The sequence below is a fragment of the Alloalcanivorax venustensis ISO4 genome, from assembly GCF_015356855.1.
Taxonomy (GTDB): Bacteria; Pseudomonadota; Gammaproteobacteria; order Pseudomonadales; family Alcanivoracaceae; genus Alloalcanivorax; species Alloalcanivorax venustensis.
Window position 1 is genome coordinate 30,556 of sequence record NZ_ARXR01000006.1, and the last position, 16,576, is coordinate 47,131.

Below are 16,576 nucleotides of genomic sequence, written 5' to 3' on the forward strand. Positions count from 1 at the left end.
TGGTTTCTGCCAAAAGAGGCGCGCAAGCATAGCATTTGCGCCCCTGATTTTCATGTGAGGGTGGTCAGAGCTGCTCCGCCACCCACCGATACGCACTCTCCAACGCCGCCGGCAGAGCCGCCGCGTCGCTGCCGCCGCCCTGCGCCATATCCGGCCGGCCACCGCCCTTGCCACCGACCTGCCCGGCCACGTGTTTCATCAAATCACCGGCCCTGACCCGGTCGGTAAGGTCCTTGGTGACGCCGGCCACCAGCGACACCTTGTCGCCTTCGGCGGCGGCCAGCAGGATCACGCCGGAGCCCAGCTTGTCCTTCACCTTATCCATGGTGACCCGCAGCGTCTTGGCGTCGGCCCCGTCGACACGGGTGGCCAGCACCTTCACTCCCTGGACGTCACGGGCGTCGGCGGTCAGATCACCGCCGGCACCGGAGGCCAGTTTCTGCTTGAGCCGTTCGACCTCCTTTTCCAGCTCGCGCACGCGGCGGGTTTGGGCCCCGACCCGCTCGGCGGCCTGCTCCGGCCCGCTTCTCAGGGTCGCGGCGATCTCACCCAGCGCCTGTTCCTGGTGGCGCACCCGCGCCAGAGCGTACTCGCCGGTGACCGCTTCGATACGGCGCACCCCGGCGGCGGCGGAGGTTTCCAGGGTGATCTTGAACAGGCCGATGTCGCCGGTGCGCTGCACGTGGGTGCCGCCGCACAGCTCCTTGGAGAAACCGTCGCGGCCCATGGTCAGCACCCGCACTTCGCTGTCGTATTTCTCGCCGAACAGGGCCACGGCACCGGCGTCCTTGGCCGCTTCCATGTCCATCAGCTCGGTGGTCACCGCCGCATTCTCGAGAATCTGGCGGTTGACCAGGGTTTCGATTTCCTCGCGCTGCTCCGCGCTCAGGGCTTCGCCGTGGGCGAAATCGAAGCGCAGGTAATCCGGCGCCACCAGCGAGCCCTTCTGCTGCACGTGGTCGCCCAGCACGCGGCGCAGGGCGGCGTGCAGCAGATGGGTGGCGGAGTGGTGGCGCATGATGGCGCGGCGGCGCTCCACGTCCACATAGGCGTCCACCTTGTCGCCCACCTTCAGGGTGCCGGTGCTGACGGTGCCCACATGGATGTGCGCCTGGCCCCGCTTGCGGGTGTCTTCCACGTTGAAGCGGATTGCATCGGCGCCGGTGCCGCCGGCGAGCACGCCCCGGTCGCCCACCTGGCCGCCGGACTCGGCGTAGAACGGCGTGCGTTTGAGCAGCACCATGCCGGTTTCCCCGGCCGCCAGGCTGTCCACGGCGACACCGTCGCGGTACAGGCCTTCCACCTCGGCCTGGTCCTGATGCTTCTCGTAGCCGGAGAAGTCGGTGACCGCCTCGATGTTGAGCCGGTCGCTGTAATCATTGGCGAACGCGCCGGCGCCACGGGCGCGCTCACGCTGCGCCTGCATTTCCTGGTCGAAGCCGTCCATGTCCACGGACAGGCCGCGCTCGCGGGCCACATCGGCGGTCAGATCCGGCGGGAAGCCGTGGGTGTCGTACAGGGCAAACACCACCCGGCCCGGCAGCTCGTCACCCTGCAAGTCGGCCATCGCCGCTTCCAGCACCTTCATGCCGGCGGCCAGGGTGCGGCCGAACTGCTCTTCCTCGGCCAGCAGCGCTTTTTCCACCCGCGCCTGCTCGCGGCGCAGTTCGGGATAGGCGTCGCCCATCTGCTCGACCAGCGCTGCCACCAGAGTATGGAAGAACGGCTTTTCCTGGCCGAGCTGGTGCCCGTGGCGCAAGGCGCGGCGGATGATGCGGCGCAGCACATAGCCGCGCCCTTCATTGGACGGCACCACCCCGTCGGTGATCAGAAAGCTGGCCGAACGGATATGGTCGGCGATCACGCGCAGGGATTTGTTTTCCAGGTCGTCGCGGCCGGTGGCCCGGGCGGCGGCCTGGAGCAGCGCCTGGAACAGGTCGATCTCATAGTTGGAGTGCACGCCCTGCTGCACCGCGGCGATGCGCTCCAGGCCCATGCCGGTGTCCACGCTGGGCTTGGGCAGCGGCTTCAATTCGCCGTCGTCCTGGCGGTCGTACTGCATGAATACCAGGTTCCAGATCTCGATGTAGCGGTCCAGCTCGCCGTCCTCGGAGCCCGGCGGGCCGCCGGGCACGTCGACGCCGTGATCGTAGAATATCTCCGAGCTGGGGCCGCAGGGGCCGGTGTCGCCCATCTGCCAGAAGTTGTCCTCGTCCAGGCGCGAGAAGCGGTCGGCGCTGACGCCCATTTCCTTGAGCCAGATGTCCGCCGCTTCGTCGTCGGACACATGCACCGTGACCCACAGCTTCTCCGGCGGCAGCCCCAGCTCCCCGGTAAGAAACTCCCAGGCGAAGCGGATGGCGTCACGTTTGAAATAGTCGCCGAAGCTGAAGTTGCCCAGCATCTCGAAGAAGGTGTGGTGGCGGGCGGTGTAGCCGACGTTCTCCAGGTCGTTGTGCTTGCCGCCGGCGCGCACGCAGCGCTGCGAGCTGGTGGCGCGGCTGTAATCGCGCTTGTCGCGGCCGAGGAACACATCCTTGAACTGGTTCATGCCCGCGTTGGTGAACAGCAGGGTGGGATCGTTCTCCGGCACCAGCGAGGACGACGCCACCACGGCGTGGCCCTGGCGGGCGAAGTAATCGAGAAAGGCCTGGCGAATCTCAGCGCTCTTCATACGCAAGCAACTACTTTAGACAGGGAAATGGGGAGCAAAGTATAGCGTTGTCAAAGGGCGGTTGCGATGGGGAAGGCGCGCCACTTACTTGAGCGCCGCCGCCGCGCAGACCGTTACCACCATCACCAGCAGGATCCATTTCAGCACCCGCTGGGAGACCTTGTGGGCGAAGCCCACGCCCAGCCGCACGCCCAACAGGGTGCCGGCGGCGACCAGCAGGCCCGGCGCCCAGGCCACCTGATCCCGCCACACGAAAATACCCAGGGCGAGAATAGTGAAGCCGGCGGTGATCGCCAGCTTCAGGCCGTTGGTGCGCACCAGGTCGTAGCGGAGCTGGCCCGCCAGCACCGCAATCAAGAGAAAACCCACCCCGGCCTGGGCAAAACCGCCGTAGGCCCCGGTCACGAACAGCCCGGCCCAGGCCGCCGGCGTGCTGGCCAGGGCCCGGGGCGCCTCGTCCGGGCCGGCCACCAGCGTGGACGGCTTGAGCACCATCACCACCGCCATCACCACCAGGGTCGTGAGCAACACAGGTTCAAGAATGGTGGTCGGCAGGAAGGACGCGGCCAGGGTTCCCAGCAAGGCGCCGGCCAGGGTCGGCACCATGATGCCCGGCAAAGCCGCCACCGGCATGGAGCCATGACGATGGAACTGGCGGGCGCCCTCCAGGCACTGGATCAAGACGCCCACGCGCATGGTGCCGTTGGCCAGGGCCGGCCCCATGCCGGTGAGCATCAGAAGCGGCAGAATCAACAGGCCGCCGCCTCCGGCCAGGGTGTTGATGAAGCCGGCGATCACGCCGGAGCCCAGCAAGGCCGCCACCAACCAAGGGTCGCCCAGGTACTCCACGTCGATTCCCCGCTACCAGTCAGAAAGGGAAAGCATTATGACCTGCCCGGCGGGGGAATAAAGTCGCGGCAGGGATTAAATCAGTCGAGGTCCTCTTCCCCGGCCAGGTCCAGGGCGTTAAAGCTTTGCTCCGCGTCGAAACCCCGGGATTGCAGAAAGCGCAGTTGGCGGGCTTTTTCCTTGCGGTCCGCCGGCGGCTGACGAAAACGCCGGGCATGGGTCTCCCGGGCCAGGGCGAACCAGTCACAATCGGCCTGTTCCAGCGCCTCTTTCACCAGCGCCTCGGGGAGGCCCCGTTGCTGAAGCTCGGAGCGGATTCGCAACGGTCCCTGCCCGCGCTCGATCCGCGAACGCACAAAAAAACCGGCGAAGCGCCGGTCATTCAGAAAATCGTGTTCCTGGCACCAGTCCAGCGCCGCGTCCAGCTCTTCGCCGTCACCGAACTTGCGCGCCATCTTGACGCGCAACTCGGCACGGCCGTGATCCCGGCGCGCCAGCATTTTCACCGCGTACTGACGTAACTCAGCAGGGTCGGCGGGGCCGTCTTCAGGGCCCCGCTGTCGCCGGCGCCGTTCAGTCATCCTTGCCGTCTTGCGCCTCGTCACCCTCGGCTACGGACGCTTCCTCACTGGCGGGGGTTACCACATTCAGCAGACGGGCACGGATTTCCTTCTCAATGGCCTGGGCCACGTCCGGGTGCTCGGTCAGGTAGTCGCAGGCGTTCTGCTTGCCCTGGCCGATCTTGTCGCCCTGGTAGGCGTACCAGGCGCCGGACTTGTCCACCAGGCCCTGCTGAACGCCCAGGTCCAGCACTTCACCAAGCTGGTTGATGCCCTGGCCATAGAGGATCTGGAATTCCGCCTGCTTGAACGGTGGCGCCACCTTGTTCTTAACCACCTTCACCCGGGTTTCGTTACCGGTGACTTCGTCGCCCTGCTTCACCGCGCCGATACGACGGATGTCCAGGCGCACGGAGGAATAGAACTTGAGAGCGTTGCCGCCGGTGGTGGTTTCCGGGTTGCCGAACATCACACCGATCTTCATGCGGATCTGGTTAACGAACATCACCAGGCAGTTGGCGTTCTTCACGTTGCCGGTGATCTTGCGCAGCGCCTGACTCATCAGGCGGGCCTGCAGGCCGACGTGGGCGTCGCCCATCTCGCCTTCGATTTCCGCCTTCGGCACCAGGGCCGCCACGGAATCCACGATCACCACGTTAACGGCGCCGGAACGCACCAGCATGTCGGTGATTTCCAGCGCCTGCTCGCCGGTATCCGGCTGGGACACCAGCAGATCGTCCACGTTAACGCCGAGTTTTTCGGCGTAGTCCGGGTCCAGGGCGTGCTCCGCGTCCACGAACGCGCAGGTGGCGCCCTGCTTCTGCGCCTGGGCGATCACGCTCAGGGTCAGGGTGGTCTTACCGGAGGACTCCGGGCCGTAGATTTCGACAATCCGCCCTTTCGGCAGGCCACCGATGCCCAGGGCGATGTCCAGGCCCAGGGAGCCGGTGGAAATGGCGGGAATGCGCTCGCGCTTCTGGTCGCCCATGCGCATCACCGAACCTTTACCGAACTGGCGCTCGATCTGGGACAGCGCCGCCGACAGTGCTTTACTCTTGTCGCTCATTTGTGAACCCCTCTCCGATTCCATCCATTGGCACAGAAACTGACCCGATGGCCAGCACTGTCTTTCTGGACAGCATTATGGGCAGTGTTTGTGCAGGGTGCAACCCCCACTGCGGGCGTGACGATGGTCGCCATGATACACGTCCCCGCGAAGGAACAAATCCGCGCGCCTCACAGGCGCTCGATCAGCCCCTCCAGGGCCGCCAGCATGCTGCGGTTACGCACCTCGTCGCGGTCGCCGGGGAACAGGAAGTGTTGCGCCTCGGCGATGTCCTCGCCCAGGCCCCAGCCGATCCACACCGTGCCCACCGGCTTCTCCGCTGAGCCGCCGTCCGGGCCGGCCACGCCGCTTACCGAAATACTGACGTCGCCGTTGGAGTGCGCCAAGGCGCCCCGCGCCATCGCCAGCACCACCTCTTCGCTGACCGCGCCGCGGGTTTCCAGAAGGGAGCGCGGCACGCCCAGCATTTCCTCCTTGGACAGATTGGAATAGGTCACGAAGCCGCGCTCGAACCAGCTCGAGGCCCCCGGCTCGTCGGTCAGCAGGCGAGCGATGCCGCCGCCGGTGCAGGACTCCGCCGTGACTACGGAAAGCCGCCGCTGTTGTAAAATCTTGCCTAACTCGCGGGCTTGATTCGCCAGTCCTTGCATGCTCTTAACCTCGCCAAAGCCTGTGATTACGGCCTCCATGATGGACGACTTCCGGTTTGCTTCCCAGCGCCCTGGGGGCTCCGCCACCTTCCAAGACCGGTGACGGCTGTGCTATTCCCGGGGGCACCGACGCTAGTGAAGGAGCACTACCGTGACAACCGCGAACGGCACTACGCCAAGGGTCTCCATGGAAAGCGTCATTCACCTGGTCGACGAGGACCCGGGCGCCCGCGATCGTCTCGACCGCGTGCTGCGCCGCGCCTACCCGCCCTGCCGGGACTACCGGGACGCCGACGATCTGCTGCTGCGTCTCGTTGATGACCGGCCCGGCTGCGTTCTGGTGGCCCTGCGCACCCCGGGGATGGCGGGTCTGCGAACCCAGCAACGCCTGAGGGAAGCAGGCTCTACGCTGTCGGTGATTTTCCTGGGCGACAGTCCCCGGGTCAGCGCGGCGGTCGGGGCGATGCACGCCGGCGCCGAGGATTTCCTCGCCAGCCCTATCGATGACGACACCCTGATCGAAACGGTGCAACAGGCCATCGCCCGGGACCGCCGCCGCAAGGTCCGCCAGGCCGCCCGGCAGGCGCTGCGCGAACGTCTCGCCCGGCTGACACCCCGCGAGCGGGAAACCCTGGAGGCGGTGGTGTCGGGGTTGTCCAATAAAGGTATCGCCGAGGCACTGTCGATCTCGCCGAAAACCGTGGAACTGCACCGCGCCCATATGATGCACAAAATGGGCGCCGGCTCGGTGGCCGAAGTGGTGAAGCTGTATCTGCTCGAACGCCCTGTAGGCAACCGCCAGCGCACGGACTAGCTGGCCTTTCACCTATGGAACCGCTGCTGGCATCTGCCGAACGGCGGTATTCGCTGTGCGAAACCAGCAACCCCAACACGGCGGACGCCGCCCAGGCCGACGCGGACTTCAACGCCAAACAGGACGGTTGTATCAAGGTGGTCATGAGCCCCTGAGCACCGGCGCCCAGCGATAAAAAACCCCGCCGATGGCGGGGTTTTTTATGGGCCTCTGATGGTTGCCGGTTGCGATCAGGGCAACATCGTCTTCAACGCGCCGGCGTCCTCGCTATCGTCTTCCACTTCGCCTTCCAGGATCGCCTCGACGGTGGTGGCGCGGGTGTAGTACTCCTGGTTGGCTTCGTCGTCGGCGAACACGTCGCTGACGCTGATGGCACCGCCCGCGAACAGGCCTTCGGTGCTGCTCCAGAACAGCACATCGCCTTTGCCATAGCTGCCCTGGGCCGCGTTGGACCAGTCCAGCAGTGTCAGGCCGGCGTCCGCGTTGAGCGCGAAGTTGTGATCCTGCTTAAAGGATTCCACAGCCTTATCGGTCATCAGCAGCATCGCCACCTCACCGGCGGCGACACCACCCTGGGCACCGGCGCTGACCGCGCCGAAGTTGAAGAACGCCGGGCCGTTCCAGTCGCCGCCTTGCTTGGTCAGCACCACGCCCTGACCGCCGCGGCCACCGAACACGAAGGCACCACGCCCGAAATCGGGCACCAGGAACACGCCCTTGGCCTGCTCCAGCGCGGCGTCCATGCCTTCCTCGCGCTTCATGTTTTGCAGCACCTTCTGTGATTCGTTGAGCACTTCCCGGGTATCGTGGCGCTCGCCTTCGGTCTCCAGGTTGGACGCCTGGTCCTCCATATGATCCATGCTTTGCGTATTCTGCATGGTCTCCGCGTCATCCACGTCCCGGCCGGTCTGGTTGGCGCTAACCGCCGCCGTGAGCGACGCCAATGCCAATGAGGTCGCTGTGATCATTGCTATCTTCATGGTTCTCTCTCCTTCCTTGATGAGGAACCCCCACGCTAGGACGCCAGTCCGACAGTGCAAATACGGGATAACCCGTGGTCGGCGGCCGCGGTGTGCTAATCCGAGTCGGTTTTTCATTCCTTAACAGAAAACCCCGATACCATGACCTCCACACCCAACCGCGCACGACGATGGTTCGAAAGGCTCAACGGCTCCAGGCACATGCTCTGGCTGCTCGCCGCCCTCTCCTTCCTGGAGACCATCATCCTGCCGGTGCCCATCGAGCTGGTGCTGATCCCGCTGATGGCCCTCAACCGCCAGCGCCTCTGGCGTATCGCCACCGTCACCACCGCCGGCTGCCTGGCCGCTTCGCTGGTGGGCTACGGCGTGGGCATGGCGCTCTACCAATCGGTCGGCACCTGGTTCATCGACACCCTGGGCATGCAGGACGCCTACCAGGCCTACCAGGGCTTCTTCGACCAATACGGTTTTATCGCCATCCTCACCCTGGGCATTCTGCCGATCCCCTTCCAGGTCGCCATGATCACCGCCGGCCTGTCCGGCTATCCGGTCGCGCTGTTCGTGCTGGCGGCGTTGATCGCGCGCGGCCTTCGCTATTACGGCCTGGCCTGGCTGGTGTGGCGGTTCGGGCCCCGTGTGGAAGAACGGTGGCGACGCCACGCGGTGGTAACCAGTCTGGTGGCTGGCGCGGTGGTGCTGGGCGCGGCACTGGGCCTGCAGGCGCTAGCCCGGGCAGTGATGTAGGTCACCGGAACGTCTCCGGCACGGTCAGTTCATAGGTACGGCCCAGGCTCGAGAGTCCGAGTAAGCCGGACGGCCCCCGCTGCGAGCTGAAGTACAGTCGTGAACCGTCCGGGGTAAACGCGGGACCGGTGAGCTCGCTGCCGCCGCCGGGCACCTGCAGCAGGATTCTGGCCGGCTGGTTGGGCACCATCAGTCGCATCGCGTCGCCGGCGGGGCTGACCACCAGATTGTCGACATCGTAGCCGGACACGGTGTCCCGGGCCCCCTCCGGCCAGAACTGGATCCAGATGCCCTCGCCGCCCTTGAAGCGGGTGCCGGGCGCCCCCGCGCCGGTGCTATTGATCCGGGTGTTCCGCAGGATCGGATAGGCGTCCAGCATTATGACGCTCCGGTGAAGCGGGGACGGGGCGTCGTTTCGTTGTCGTTTCGCAACCGGTCAGGAGCGCGACACCCGCTCCTGATATTTCCGGGTCCGCGCGTTATCCGGGGCAATGCGCTCCTGCGCGCCCGCCATTCGCTTAACCCAGTGCCCCAGCCGTTCAGGCAGGGCCTGCTCGATGGCGCCAATCGGAAACAACCATTTCGGCATGGTCACTTCCGGCTGACCATGACGACAGGACGCGACCACTTCCGCGGCGATCTCGCAAGGCCGGGCCTTGGGAATACCACGGATGTTCATACCCGCGGTCAGGTCGGTATCGACCACGGACGGCATCACCGTGGTGATCGACACGCCGTAACCCGCGATTTCAGCACGCACCGTGCGTGACAGGCTGGCGACCGCGAACTTGCTCGCGGTGTAAACGGCGGCCCCCGAGCAGGTCATTTTTCCCGCCATGGAGGACACATTCACAATGTGCCCGTAACGCCGCTGCTGCATTTCCGGCAGCACAAGCCGCATGCCATTGATCACACCGCCCACATTGATCGCCATTTCCCGGTGCAGCGACGCCGGATCCAGAGTGACGAACGCGCCGGTACGCATGATGCCGGCATTATTCACCAGCAAATCCACCGGCCCCATTTCCCGCGCCACCTTCAAAAATTCCTCAAACGAATCGGGATCGGCCACATCCAGCTTTACCGCCTGCACGCCGGACAGGGACGCCGCCACCGCTTGCGCCGCCGCCAGATCGATGTCGCCGATCACCACGCGGGCCCCTTGATCGACCAGCGCTCTGACCGCGGCTTCCCCGATGCCTCTGCCGCCGCCCGTGACACAGGCGACCGCGCCATTCAGTGTGATGGGCATTGATCAACACTCCCTAGCGCACGAAAGGATAACGAAGCGCAAAATAGCCGACGACGTCCCAACCGTGCTTGGCCCGGTACACCACCCGACCCAGAAAGACGTCCGGCACGATTTCCACGATCTCATCACGCACTTTCGGAAGAATCAGCGGATTATTGAAAGACGGCTCGTCATAGGTGATCCCGCGAACCTGCAAATGAGGCGCTACCGGGGAAGTGTCGATACGGTGGTGAAAGTCGAACCCGAGCAACTCCCTGCCCTGCTTTTGCAGCTTGTAATGCGGCATGGCGAGCCGGGCGGGAACGTAAGTGGAGGCGGTAACCCGGTTGTAACCGGTACCGGTTTCCGGGTTGAAGGTTTTACCGGTCCAACCCATGCGCCCCAGAAGCTGCCCCAGCAGAACGGCTCGGTTCAGCGTCCGCATCAGGAAGGAACCGTGCAGGTTCATCACCATCCCCTCGGTGTCCCCGTTCGGCGCGTCGGCGTCACCCTTGCCCTGGGCAAACAACCAGGGCAGGCGATGAAACTGGGACTCGTCCTGGAGCTCCCCGAGCAACGCCCAGGCCGCCTCTTTGGCCAGATCCGGATTGCTCCCGGCCTGGGCTCTCAGTTGTTCCAGACGTTGCTCGTCCGACACCGGCGCGGGCACCGTGGACGCCTGTTTAAGCGTAGCTTGCGCTTGCATGGTCACTCCTTGTATCGCGTTGGCGGTTACAAATCACTCTTGGTACAGTCATGTACCAAGAATAGAATCCGTCCTGCTCGGAGGTCAAGACTGGCTTGGCCGATTTTCTTGCTGTTACCATAAGTCGTTGATCGAACAGGAAATTCAGCTCATGGCCTACCCCACTCGTCCTTTCCAGGGGCAATCAGCGGCGTCCCGGATCCATGCCCGGCGTCAACAACTGCTGAGCCAGGCGTATCAGATCATCGCCGCCGAGGGCTGGAGAAAACTCACCATCCACAAGCTTTGCGCCCAGGCCGGGTTGAACAAACGCTACTTCTACGAAAGCTTTGACAGCCTGGATGCCATGGCCGCCGCGCTGGTCGACGACCTGGCGGAAGAACTCATCGGTATCGGCCAGAACGCCGCGCTGAGTGGCTGGCAAGAAGGCATGGACACCCCGGCACTCGCCCGCCAGGTGCTTGATCGCTGTATCGGCTGGATGGTGGACGAGCCCGCCCGAACCCGGTTGCTGTTTTCCTCGGCCTCGGAGAATCCTCAGGCTCTGGAACAGCGCAAAACGGTCATCCGGAAAATGGCGCGGGTGCTCTCCACCTTCAGCCTCCAATACCATCAGGCTGGCGAGCCCCTGCCCATCGCCCATGTCGGGTCCGCGCTGCTGGTGGGCGGCACCATCGAAGCCGTGATGTCCTGGCTGGACGCCGATGTCGTGGTCAGCCGTGAGGAGTTTGTCGAGGATATCGCCTGTTTCTGGGTGGCCGTTGGCGACAGCGCCGTCTCGCTTTCCCAAAGCCGGGGCATCGGGCGCGCCTTGGACGCACCCGGTACCGGCGATCCGTGGCCTTCCGGCGGCGGTTAGCAGCGGTTAGCAGCCGCCGAATCATGGCACTCCGCCAGGTAGATCACCGGAACCCCTCCGGCACGGTCAGCTCGTAGGTGCGCCCCAGGGGCAGCAGACCGGTAACGCCGGACGGCGCCCGCTGGGAACTGAAATACAACCTTGAGCCGTCCGGCGTGAACGCCGGCCCGGTGAGTTCGCTGCCGCCACCGGGGATTTGCAGCAAAATCCTGGCCGGCTGATTGGGCACCATCACCATCAGGCGCATGGCGTCACCGTCCTCGGCCACCACCACATCGCCGGCCGGGCTCACCACCAGGTTGTCCACGTCGTCGAAGGCCGGCTCGTCCACCGCCGCCAACTGGTCGTTGTCGAACACCACCTCGATCAGGTCGTTGTCCACGTCGAGGGCGTAGACCCGGTTGTCACCCTTGCAAGCAAAAAACGCCACCGCGCGCAGCGGGTGTTCGTAGCCGGACACGGTCTGTTGCTCACCCTCGGGCCAGTACTGCATCCACAGCCCCTCGCCGCCCTTGAAGCGCGTACCCGGCGCGCCCTGCCCGGTACTGTTTTCAATGTCCGAACGCACCTGGCTCTGAGGCCGGTCCGGGGATTGCACGTCCACCCAGCGCACCCGATGAATCTCACGAGCGGCGGCCAGATCTTCCATATAAGCCCCACTCTCGAAGCCTTCCACCTCCAGCACCTGAAGCACGCCGTTATCCAGATCCAGACCCTGGTTGCCGTTGATCGCACTGACCCGGCCGTGGGACACGAACCGGTAAAAACGACCGTGGCCCTCGTCCTCGGTCATGAACACCGTGTTGGTCTCCAGGTCCACGGCGGCGGCCTCGTGCTTGAACCGCCCCAGCGCCGGGTAGGATTGCGCCTGGCGCGGCGTGCCAATAGGGTCGCACTCGTAGACTTCACCGTCCTCAATCTCTTCACAGGACAACCAGGTGCCCCAGGGCGTGGCGCCACCGGCGCAGTTGATACGCGTGTTCTTGAGAATCGGATAGGCATCCAGCAGCTCGCCATCGGCACCGAAGCGCAGCGCCCCCACCCCGCCGGGCAAAAACTCACTGTTGGACACATACACCCAGCCGCCGTCCGCCATCGGGAACACCGCGCCACCGTCTGGCAACGGGTGCCACAGAAACAGCGGCAGGCCCGGCACCGGCTGGCGCCCCGCCGTGGCCACCAGACGCAGGGAAAACCCCTCGGGAATCAGCACGCTATCCACCCCGGAGTCGACCAGCGGGCCGATGTCCGCCAGCGGCCCGGCTCGCAACGGCAACTCCCGGGCCGGCGGCAGGGGCGCCGGCCCCGGGTCCACCGGCGGCCCGGGAGCCGGATCACGCGGCCCTTCTCCCCCGCCGCCACTTGCCGGCGCACTGCCGGAGGAGCCGCCCCCACAGGCGGTGAGCACCGCCGCGCCGCCGCCCAGGAACATCATCTGCAACATGATTCTGCGTGAAATCGCCATGGTTCTCTTCGCACTGATTGAAGTGCGAAACAGGCTAGGCGGGGAACATGACAGCGGGATGGGGTGGGACGCCGGTTCCGGTTGAGTTCGTGTTGGCTATCTGAGAGTTTATGTAACAGAGAAACGAGCGATCTTTCGGCTCGGACTAAGCGGTTCGCCAGCTTTCGTCAGCGAGGGGCAGCGCGTTCAGGTCGTCCCTGGCTTCACGCCAATTGGGATAGTGCTTATCCAGAATAGTGACAAATCGCTCATTGTGGGTCGGCTCAATCAGGTGAGCCATTTCGTGAACGAGAATGTACTCAAGCAGGTCTTTAGGCTTTCTCACCAGCTCGGTATTCAAACGGATATTCCCGGCCCGGTGATTACAACTACCCCACTTCGTCTTCATACGTTGCAGATAGTACTTCGCGACGGTGACATCCAGCTTAGCTTCCCACTTGGCGATTAGGGGCGGTACAGCCTCGTGCAACAACCTTTTATGCCAAGCGTGCATGATTCGGGCGCGGCTTTCCGTGTCACTTCCGGGCTTCACCTTTAACGTGACACGCTTATGATCAAGACTCACCCCTGGCCGGGCTTTACTTTCGACCACGTCCAGAAGGTAGCGCCGCCCCCACAGATAGTGGCTTTCTCGCGTAACGTACTGCCTGGGCGTTTCGCGGGCCTGTTTCTTGAGCTTGGTCTGTTGGCTACGAATCCAGTTCAATCGGGAAATGGCATAGGCACGGGCGACTTCCGCGCGAGTCGCCATCGGAGTCACCATCGTGACTCTACCGCTGGGCGGGTGGACGGATAAATGCACGTTACGGACCACCTTACGGTGAATCAGAATGCGGATGTCGCCGAGTTCGATGGTTTCCGTCATTAGTACCCTTTCAAATTTCTGACCAGCTCGAACACCGCCTTTGTAGTCTCACGATCACGATCCAAAACGTCATACAATACGTTCTGTACCTGGCGCTCCTTGACTTCATCGCCCTTCCAGTTGGCGGGCGTTTGTTCCCGCATAGCGGCATCCACTCTCAGGGTCATGCGAACCAGTGGATCCATATAACCGCCTGGCTCCTCAGCAACTTTAGGTTGATCAGGTGAAGCCGGTAGAATAGTCGGAAGATTTTTATACAGCACCAGAGCCGCACGGTTGCCGACGAGCTCTTGGGGAGCCTCATCGGTGTTATGACCCTGCGCCACGGTTCGAACCAAAGCTTCCGCCCGCTCCAAAAACTGCTTGTAGGACGCCGTCTCACCACGCCAATCTTCAATCAGGTCATTCAACAGCGTGGACATCTGCTCATAAAACCGCGGGTCGGTAAGCTGTTCACGGATGATGGTTTTACGCACATTGTTGATTATGCCTTCGGCCACCGCGTTGTTCGACATCTTACCCTTGGCATTAAGCTTTTGGGCAATGGCATCGTGGATGCCGGTCTCCACGATTAACTCCACCAGGGAATAGGTATCCACCGAACCCATCTTATCCGCCGAATCGGCTTGAACATAGGTATTGATCAGGTGGCGCATATCGGCTTCAAACGGCTTGATGTCCAGTTCTTCGCCGGAGTGGTGTTTAATTGCGTCGCGCACCTCACTATAGAACGCCACTTCGTCGTTCAAACGCTGGATGTGCTTTTCGGAATAGCCCGCTTCATCCAGGTGCTGGGCGATATTGGAAAAGGCCCGCACGAAACCGGTAACGTGCTTATAAAAAGAAATCCGCAGGGTCTCGGTGTTATCCAGCGCCTCCGGATTGTAGGCCTCGCCACAGAAGTAGTGAATGTGCTGCTCAATCTCCTTGGGCGGCGGCACCGGCTCGCAGAGGTAGTGCAATTCCTCCCGGGCGTTGTCCAACTTATCCCTGCCCTCTTTCAACCAGTCCTTCAGCTCAATGTTATTCTCCGCCACGCCGCCGTCATCCAGGTCCAGCTCGTCCGAACTGTACACGGCGATAGCTTCCTGCACGTCGCCAAACAGTTGTTTGAAGTCGACGATATGCCCGTAGTCTTTGTCATCGCCGTCCAGCCGGTTGGTGCGGCAGATGGCCTGGAACAGGTTGTGGTCGTGCAGCTCGTTGTCTAAATAGATGTACGTGCAGGTAGGCGCATCAAAACCGGTCAGCAGTTTGCCCACCACAATCAGCAGCTTGCAGTTGGCCGGCTCCTCCCTGAAACGGCGCTTCATTTCATTCTCGTATTGCTTGGTGGACTGGCTATCCTTCAATACGTACTGCTTGTAGGTATCAAACTTGAAACGCTCATCGCTGTCTTCCGATTCACGGGAAATCGCGTTGTGGTTCGGGTCATAGGAAGTGATGACGCCGCAGTACTTGCCGAAGCTGGTGCTGTGGAGCAGGCGGAAGTAATGGCAGGCATCGTAGATGGAAGCCACCACCAGCATCGCCGTACCCCGATTGTTGTTCAGGCGCGGTTTGAGGCTGAAATCCTCGATGATATTGGCAATGATGCGCTCCTTACGCTCCTTGGCACTCATCAGGTGTTCCAGAGTGGCCCATTTATTACGAAGCACAGCCTTCTGATAGTTGTTCAGATTCTTGGTCGCATTCTCAAACCAGGTGTCCACGGCCGTCCTGGAGGTCAGTCGCTGGGGTACATCCCGGGCCTCGTATTTCAAGTCCAGCACCACCTTGTCCGCCACCGCCTCGGGGAACTTGTAGGTGTGAATGTAGGTGCCGAACACTTCGCGGGTGGTCTGCTTGTCCTTACGTAGCAGGGGCGTGCCGGTAAAGCCGATAAATAGAGCATCCGCCAGCCAGCGCTTCATCTGCTTGTTCAGATAGCCGCCTTGGGTGCGGTGGCACTCGTCCACAAAAACGTAAAAACGCCCGTGTACCGGCGGCGGGTCACCCTTGAAGTCGGAGGGATTGAATTTGTGTACCAGCGCGCACAGCAGGCGCGGTGTACTGGCGCCGAGTTTTTCCACAAACTGGGCACGAGAGGTAATGCGCGGGGAAGGCGCATCCTCGCCCACCACGCCGGCGTTACGCATCACGCCGACGATCTGCTGATCCAGTTCGTCCCGGTCGGTGACCACCAAAATGCGGCCCTCCGGATCGTACTCGAGCAGCCATTTGGCCAACAGCACCATCAGAATGCTCTTGCCGCTGCCCTGGGTATGCCAGATCACTCCGCCCTCGCGCTTGCCAACGCGCTCCTGCGCCGCCTTGATACCAAAATACTGATGCGGACGCGGCACCTTCTTCTGCCCAGCATCGAAGATCACGAAGTTGCGGATCAGGTCCAGCAGCCGCTCTTTACGGCAGAGGTGAGCCAGAGGCCGATCCAACAGCGAGCCGGGGCCGATCTCATCGGGGCGCTCTTCGTCCTTCCACTGCACAAAGAATTGCTCCGGGGTACCGGTGGTGCCGTAGCGCAACCCTTGGGAGTCGCTGCCCGCCAGCAGCAGTTGCGAGGTCGTGAAAAACCCTTCATTGAATAAAGGTTCCTGATTGGTGCGAAGCTGGCGTACCCCGTCGCCCACCTCCACAGAGCTGCGCTTGAGCTCGATCACCGCCACGGCGATCCCATTCAAATACAGTACAATATCCGGACGCCGTTCATGTCCACCCTTGAGCGTGACTTCCTCGGCCAGGGCAAAATCATTGCTTTCCGGGTGATCCCAGTCGATCAGATGCACATCTTCATGAGGCTTGCCCGGCGCCAGCAGCACCTTCACCGGGTAGCGCAGCAGGTTGTAGGTGCGCATATTGGCCTGGTAGAGGCCCACCCCGGTGACATCGGCGGCCGCTTCCAACTTCTGCAGGGCCGAGGCGATATGGGCGTCCGAGTAACCCCGCGCCTTCAGGTTGGTGCGCAGCAGCTCGGGCTCGATGGGGCGGTTATTCTCGCGCTTGCTCCAGTCACCGAGATACCGATAGCCCAGCCCGCCGTCTTTTTCAGGCCGCGTAAACATCGCGACCACACGATTCTGGGTCAGGCGTTCCGGGCGGGTTGTCAGGCTCAT

16 protein-coding genes are annotated in these 16,576 nt (G+C 63.1%); 4 read left to right on the top strand and 12 right to left on the bottom strand.

The features are described 5' to 3' along the window. Nucleotides 1-64 precede the first annotated feature (64 nt). From alaS to ISO4_RS05110, 5 genes are all read right to left on the bottom strand, one after another. Complete coding sequence (gene alaS, locus ISO4_RS05090; protein ID WP_194855376.1) at nt 65-2,674, bottom strand: alanine--tRNA ligase; 2,610 nt, start codon at nt 2,672-2,674, stop codon at nt 65-67. Nucleotides 2,675-2,758: 84 nt separating this feature from the next. Then, nucleotides 2,759-3,523: a sulfite exporter TauE/SafE family protein gene (locus ISO4_RS05095; RefSeq protein ID WP_194855377.1), complete on the bottom strand. Its 765-nt coding sequence runs from the start codon at nt 3,521-3,523 to the stop codon at nt 2,759-2,761. Between the two features lie 80 nt (nt 3,524-3,603). Continuing rightward, nucleotides 3,604-4,104: a regulatory protein RecX gene (locus ISO4_RS05100; RefSeq protein ID WP_194855378.1), complete on the bottom strand. Its 501-nt coding sequence runs from the start codon at nt 4,102-4,104 to the stop codon at nt 3,604-3,606. Continuing rightward, a complete protein-coding gene (recA, locus tag ISO4_RS05105) occupies nt 4,097-5,149 on the bottom strand; it encodes a recombinase RecA (RefSeq protein ID WP_194855379.1) in 1,053 nt (350 codons plus the stop codon). The genes ISO4_RS05100 and recA overlap by 8 nt, the downstream gene beginning before the upstream one ends. A gap of 170 nt (nt 5,150-5,319) precedes the next feature. Beyond that, the gene (locus ISO4_RS05110) at nt 5,320-5,799 is read right to left on the bottom strand and encodes a CinA family protein (protein WP_194855380.1); all 480 of its coding nucleotides are present in this window, start codon (nt 5,797-5,799) and stop codon (nt 5,320-5,322) included. A gap of 151 nt (nt 5,800-5,950) precedes the next feature. Here ISO4_RS05110 and ISO4_RS05115 point away from each other — a divergent pair, with 151 nt between their 5' ends. Beyond that, on the top strand, nt 5,951-6,613 hold the full coding sequence (locus tag ISO4_RS05115; RefSeq protein ID WP_194855381.1) for a response regulator transcription factor: 663 nt from the start codon (nt 5,951-5,953) through the stop codon (nt 6,611-6,613). A gap of 14 nt (nt 6,614-6,627) precedes the next feature. Continuing rightward, nucleotides 6,628-6,768 carry a hypothetical protein gene (locus tag ISO4_RS05120; protein ID WP_194855382.1) on the top strand — a complete coding sequence of 47 codons (141 nt, stop codon included), beginning with the start codon at nt 6,628-6,630 and terminating at the stop codon, nt 6,766-6,768. Between the two features lie 75 nt (nt 6,769-6,843). On the opposite strand, the gene ISO4_RS05125 is transcribed toward ISO4_RS05120, so the two are convergent. Further along, the gene (locus ISO4_RS05125; RefSeq protein ID WP_194855383.1) at nt 6,844-7,593 is read right to left on the bottom strand and encodes a lipid-binding SYLF domain-containing protein; all 750 of its coding nucleotides are present in this window, start codon (nt 7,591-7,593) and stop codon (nt 6,844-6,846) included. A gap of 141 nt (nt 7,594-7,734) precedes the next feature. Here ISO4_RS05125 and ISO4_RS05130 point away from each other — a divergent pair, with 141 nt between their 5' ends. Then, a complete protein-coding gene (locus ISO4_RS05130; RefSeq protein WP_194855384.1) occupies nt 7,735-8,337 on the top strand; it encodes a YqaA family protein in 603 nt (200 codons plus the stop codon). 1 nt (nt 8,338) lies between these two features. Here ISO4_RS05130 and ISO4_RS16960 read toward each other — a convergent pair whose 3' ends face one another. The 3 genes from ISO4_RS16960 to ISO4_RS05145 are packed head-to-tail and all read right to left on the bottom strand — an operon-like array spanning nt 8,339 to nt 10,274. Beyond that, the gene (locus ISO4_RS16960) at nt 8,339-8,716 is read right to left on the bottom strand and encodes a hypothetical protein (protein WP_228547927.1); all 378 of its coding nucleotides are present in this window, start codon (nt 8,714-8,716) and stop codon (nt 8,339-8,341) included. A 57-nt stretch (nt 8,717-8,773) separates the two neighbouring features. Further along, entirely contained in the window at nt 8,774-9,589 is an 816-nt protein-coding gene (locus ISO4_RS05140; RefSeq protein ID WP_194855385.1) for an SDR family NAD(P)-dependent oxidoreductase, read from the bottom strand. Nucleotides 9,590-9,602: 13 nt separating this feature from the next. Next, nucleotides 9,603-10,274 (bottom strand): hypothetical protein, encoded by a 672-nt coding sequence (locus tag ISO4_RS05145; RefSeq protein WP_194855386.1) that lies wholly within the window; start codon nt 10,272-10,274, stop codon nt 9,603-9,605. A gap of 127 nt (nt 10,275-10,401) precedes the next feature. On the opposite strand from ISO4_RS05145, the gene ISO4_RS05150 reads away from it, so the two are divergent. Continuing rightward, nucleotides 10,402-11,133, top strand: a complete 732-nt coding sequence (locus tag ISO4_RS05150; protein WP_194855387.1) for a TetR/AcrR family transcriptional regulator — start codon at nt 10,402-10,404, stop codon at nt 11,131-11,133. Between the two features lie 43 nt (nt 11,134-11,176). On the opposite strand, the gene ISO4_RS05155 is transcribed toward ISO4_RS05150, so the two are convergent. The 3 genes from ISO4_RS05155 to ISO4_RS05165 all read right to left on the bottom strand — a co-directional run bounded on the left by ISO4_RS05155 (nt 11,177) and on the right by ISO4_RS05165 (nt 16,576). Then, nucleotides 11,177-12,598 (bottom strand): alkaline phosphatase PhoX, encoded by a 1,422-nt coding sequence (locus tag ISO4_RS05155; protein ID WP_194855388.1) that lies wholly within the window; start codon nt 12,596-12,598, stop codon nt 11,177-11,179. 145 nt (nt 12,599-12,743) lie between these two features. Next, nucleotides 12,744-13,463, bottom strand: a complete 720-nt coding sequence (locus ISO4_RS05160; RefSeq protein WP_194855389.1) for a M48 family metallopeptidase — start codon at nt 13,461-13,463, stop codon at nt 12,744-12,746. Beyond that, the gene (locus ISO4_RS05165; protein ID WP_194855390.1) at nt 13,463-16,576 is read right to left on the bottom strand and encodes a type I restriction endonuclease subunit R; all 3,114 of its coding nucleotides are present in this window, start codon (nt 16,574-16,576) and stop codon (nt 13,463-13,465) included. The genes ISO4_RS05160 and ISO4_RS05165 overlap by 1 nt, the downstream gene beginning before the upstream one ends.

Excerpts from the sequence above, each read along its gene's own strand:
- alaS (WP_194855376.1), bottom strand. The coding sequence starts at position 2,674 with ATGAAGAGCGCTGAGATTCGCCAGGCCTTTCTCGATTACTTCGCCCGC.
- ISO4_RS05165 (WP_194855390.1), bottom strand. The coding sequence starts at position 16,576 with ATGAGCCTGACAACCCGCCCGGAACGCCTGACCCAGAATCGTGTGGTC.
- ISO4_RS05100 (WP_194855378.1), bottom strand. The coding sequence starts at position 4,104 with ATGACTGAACGGCGCCGGCGACAGCGGGGCCCTGAAGACGGCCCCGCC.
- ISO4_RS05130 (WP_194855384.1), top strand. The coding sequence starts at position 7,735 with ATGACCTCCACACCCAACCGCGCACGACGATGGTTCGAAAGGCTCAAC.
- ISO4_RS16960 (WP_228547927.1), bottom strand. The coding sequence starts at position 8,716 with ATGCTGGACGCCTATCCGATCCTGCGGAACACCCGGATCAATAGCACC.
- recA (WP_194855379.1), bottom strand. The coding sequence starts at position 5,149 with ATGAGCGACAAGAGTAAAGCACTGTCGGCGGCGCTGTCCCAGATCGAG.
- ISO4_RS05110 (WP_194855380.1), bottom strand. The coding sequence starts at position 5,799 with ATGCAAGGACTGGCGAATCAAGCCCGCGAGTTAGGCAAGATTTTACAA.
- ISO4_RS05140 (WP_194855385.1), bottom strand. The coding sequence starts at position 9,589 with ATGCCCATCACACTGAATGGCGCGGTCGCCTGTGTCACGGGCGGCGGC.
- ISO4_RS05160 (WP_194855389.1), bottom strand. The coding sequence starts at position 13,463 with ATGACGGAAACCATCGAACTCGGCGACATCCGCATTCTGATTCACCGT.
- ISO4_RS05145 (WP_194855386.1), bottom strand. The coding sequence starts at position 10,274 with ATGCAAGCGCAAGCTACGCTTAAACAGGCGTCCACGGTGCCCGCGCCG.
- ISO4_RS05155 (WP_194855388.1), bottom strand. The coding sequence starts at position 12,598 with ATGGCGATTTCACGCAGAATCATGTTGCAGATGATGTTCCTGGGCGGC.
- ISO4_RS05120 (WP_194855382.1), top strand. The coding sequence starts at position 6,628 with ATGGAACCGCTGCTGGCATCTGCCGAACGGCGGTATTCGCTGTGCGAA.
- ISO4_RS05125 (WP_194855383.1), bottom strand. The coding sequence starts at position 7,593 with ATGAAGATAGCAATGATCACAGCGACCTCATTGGCATTGGCGTCGCTC.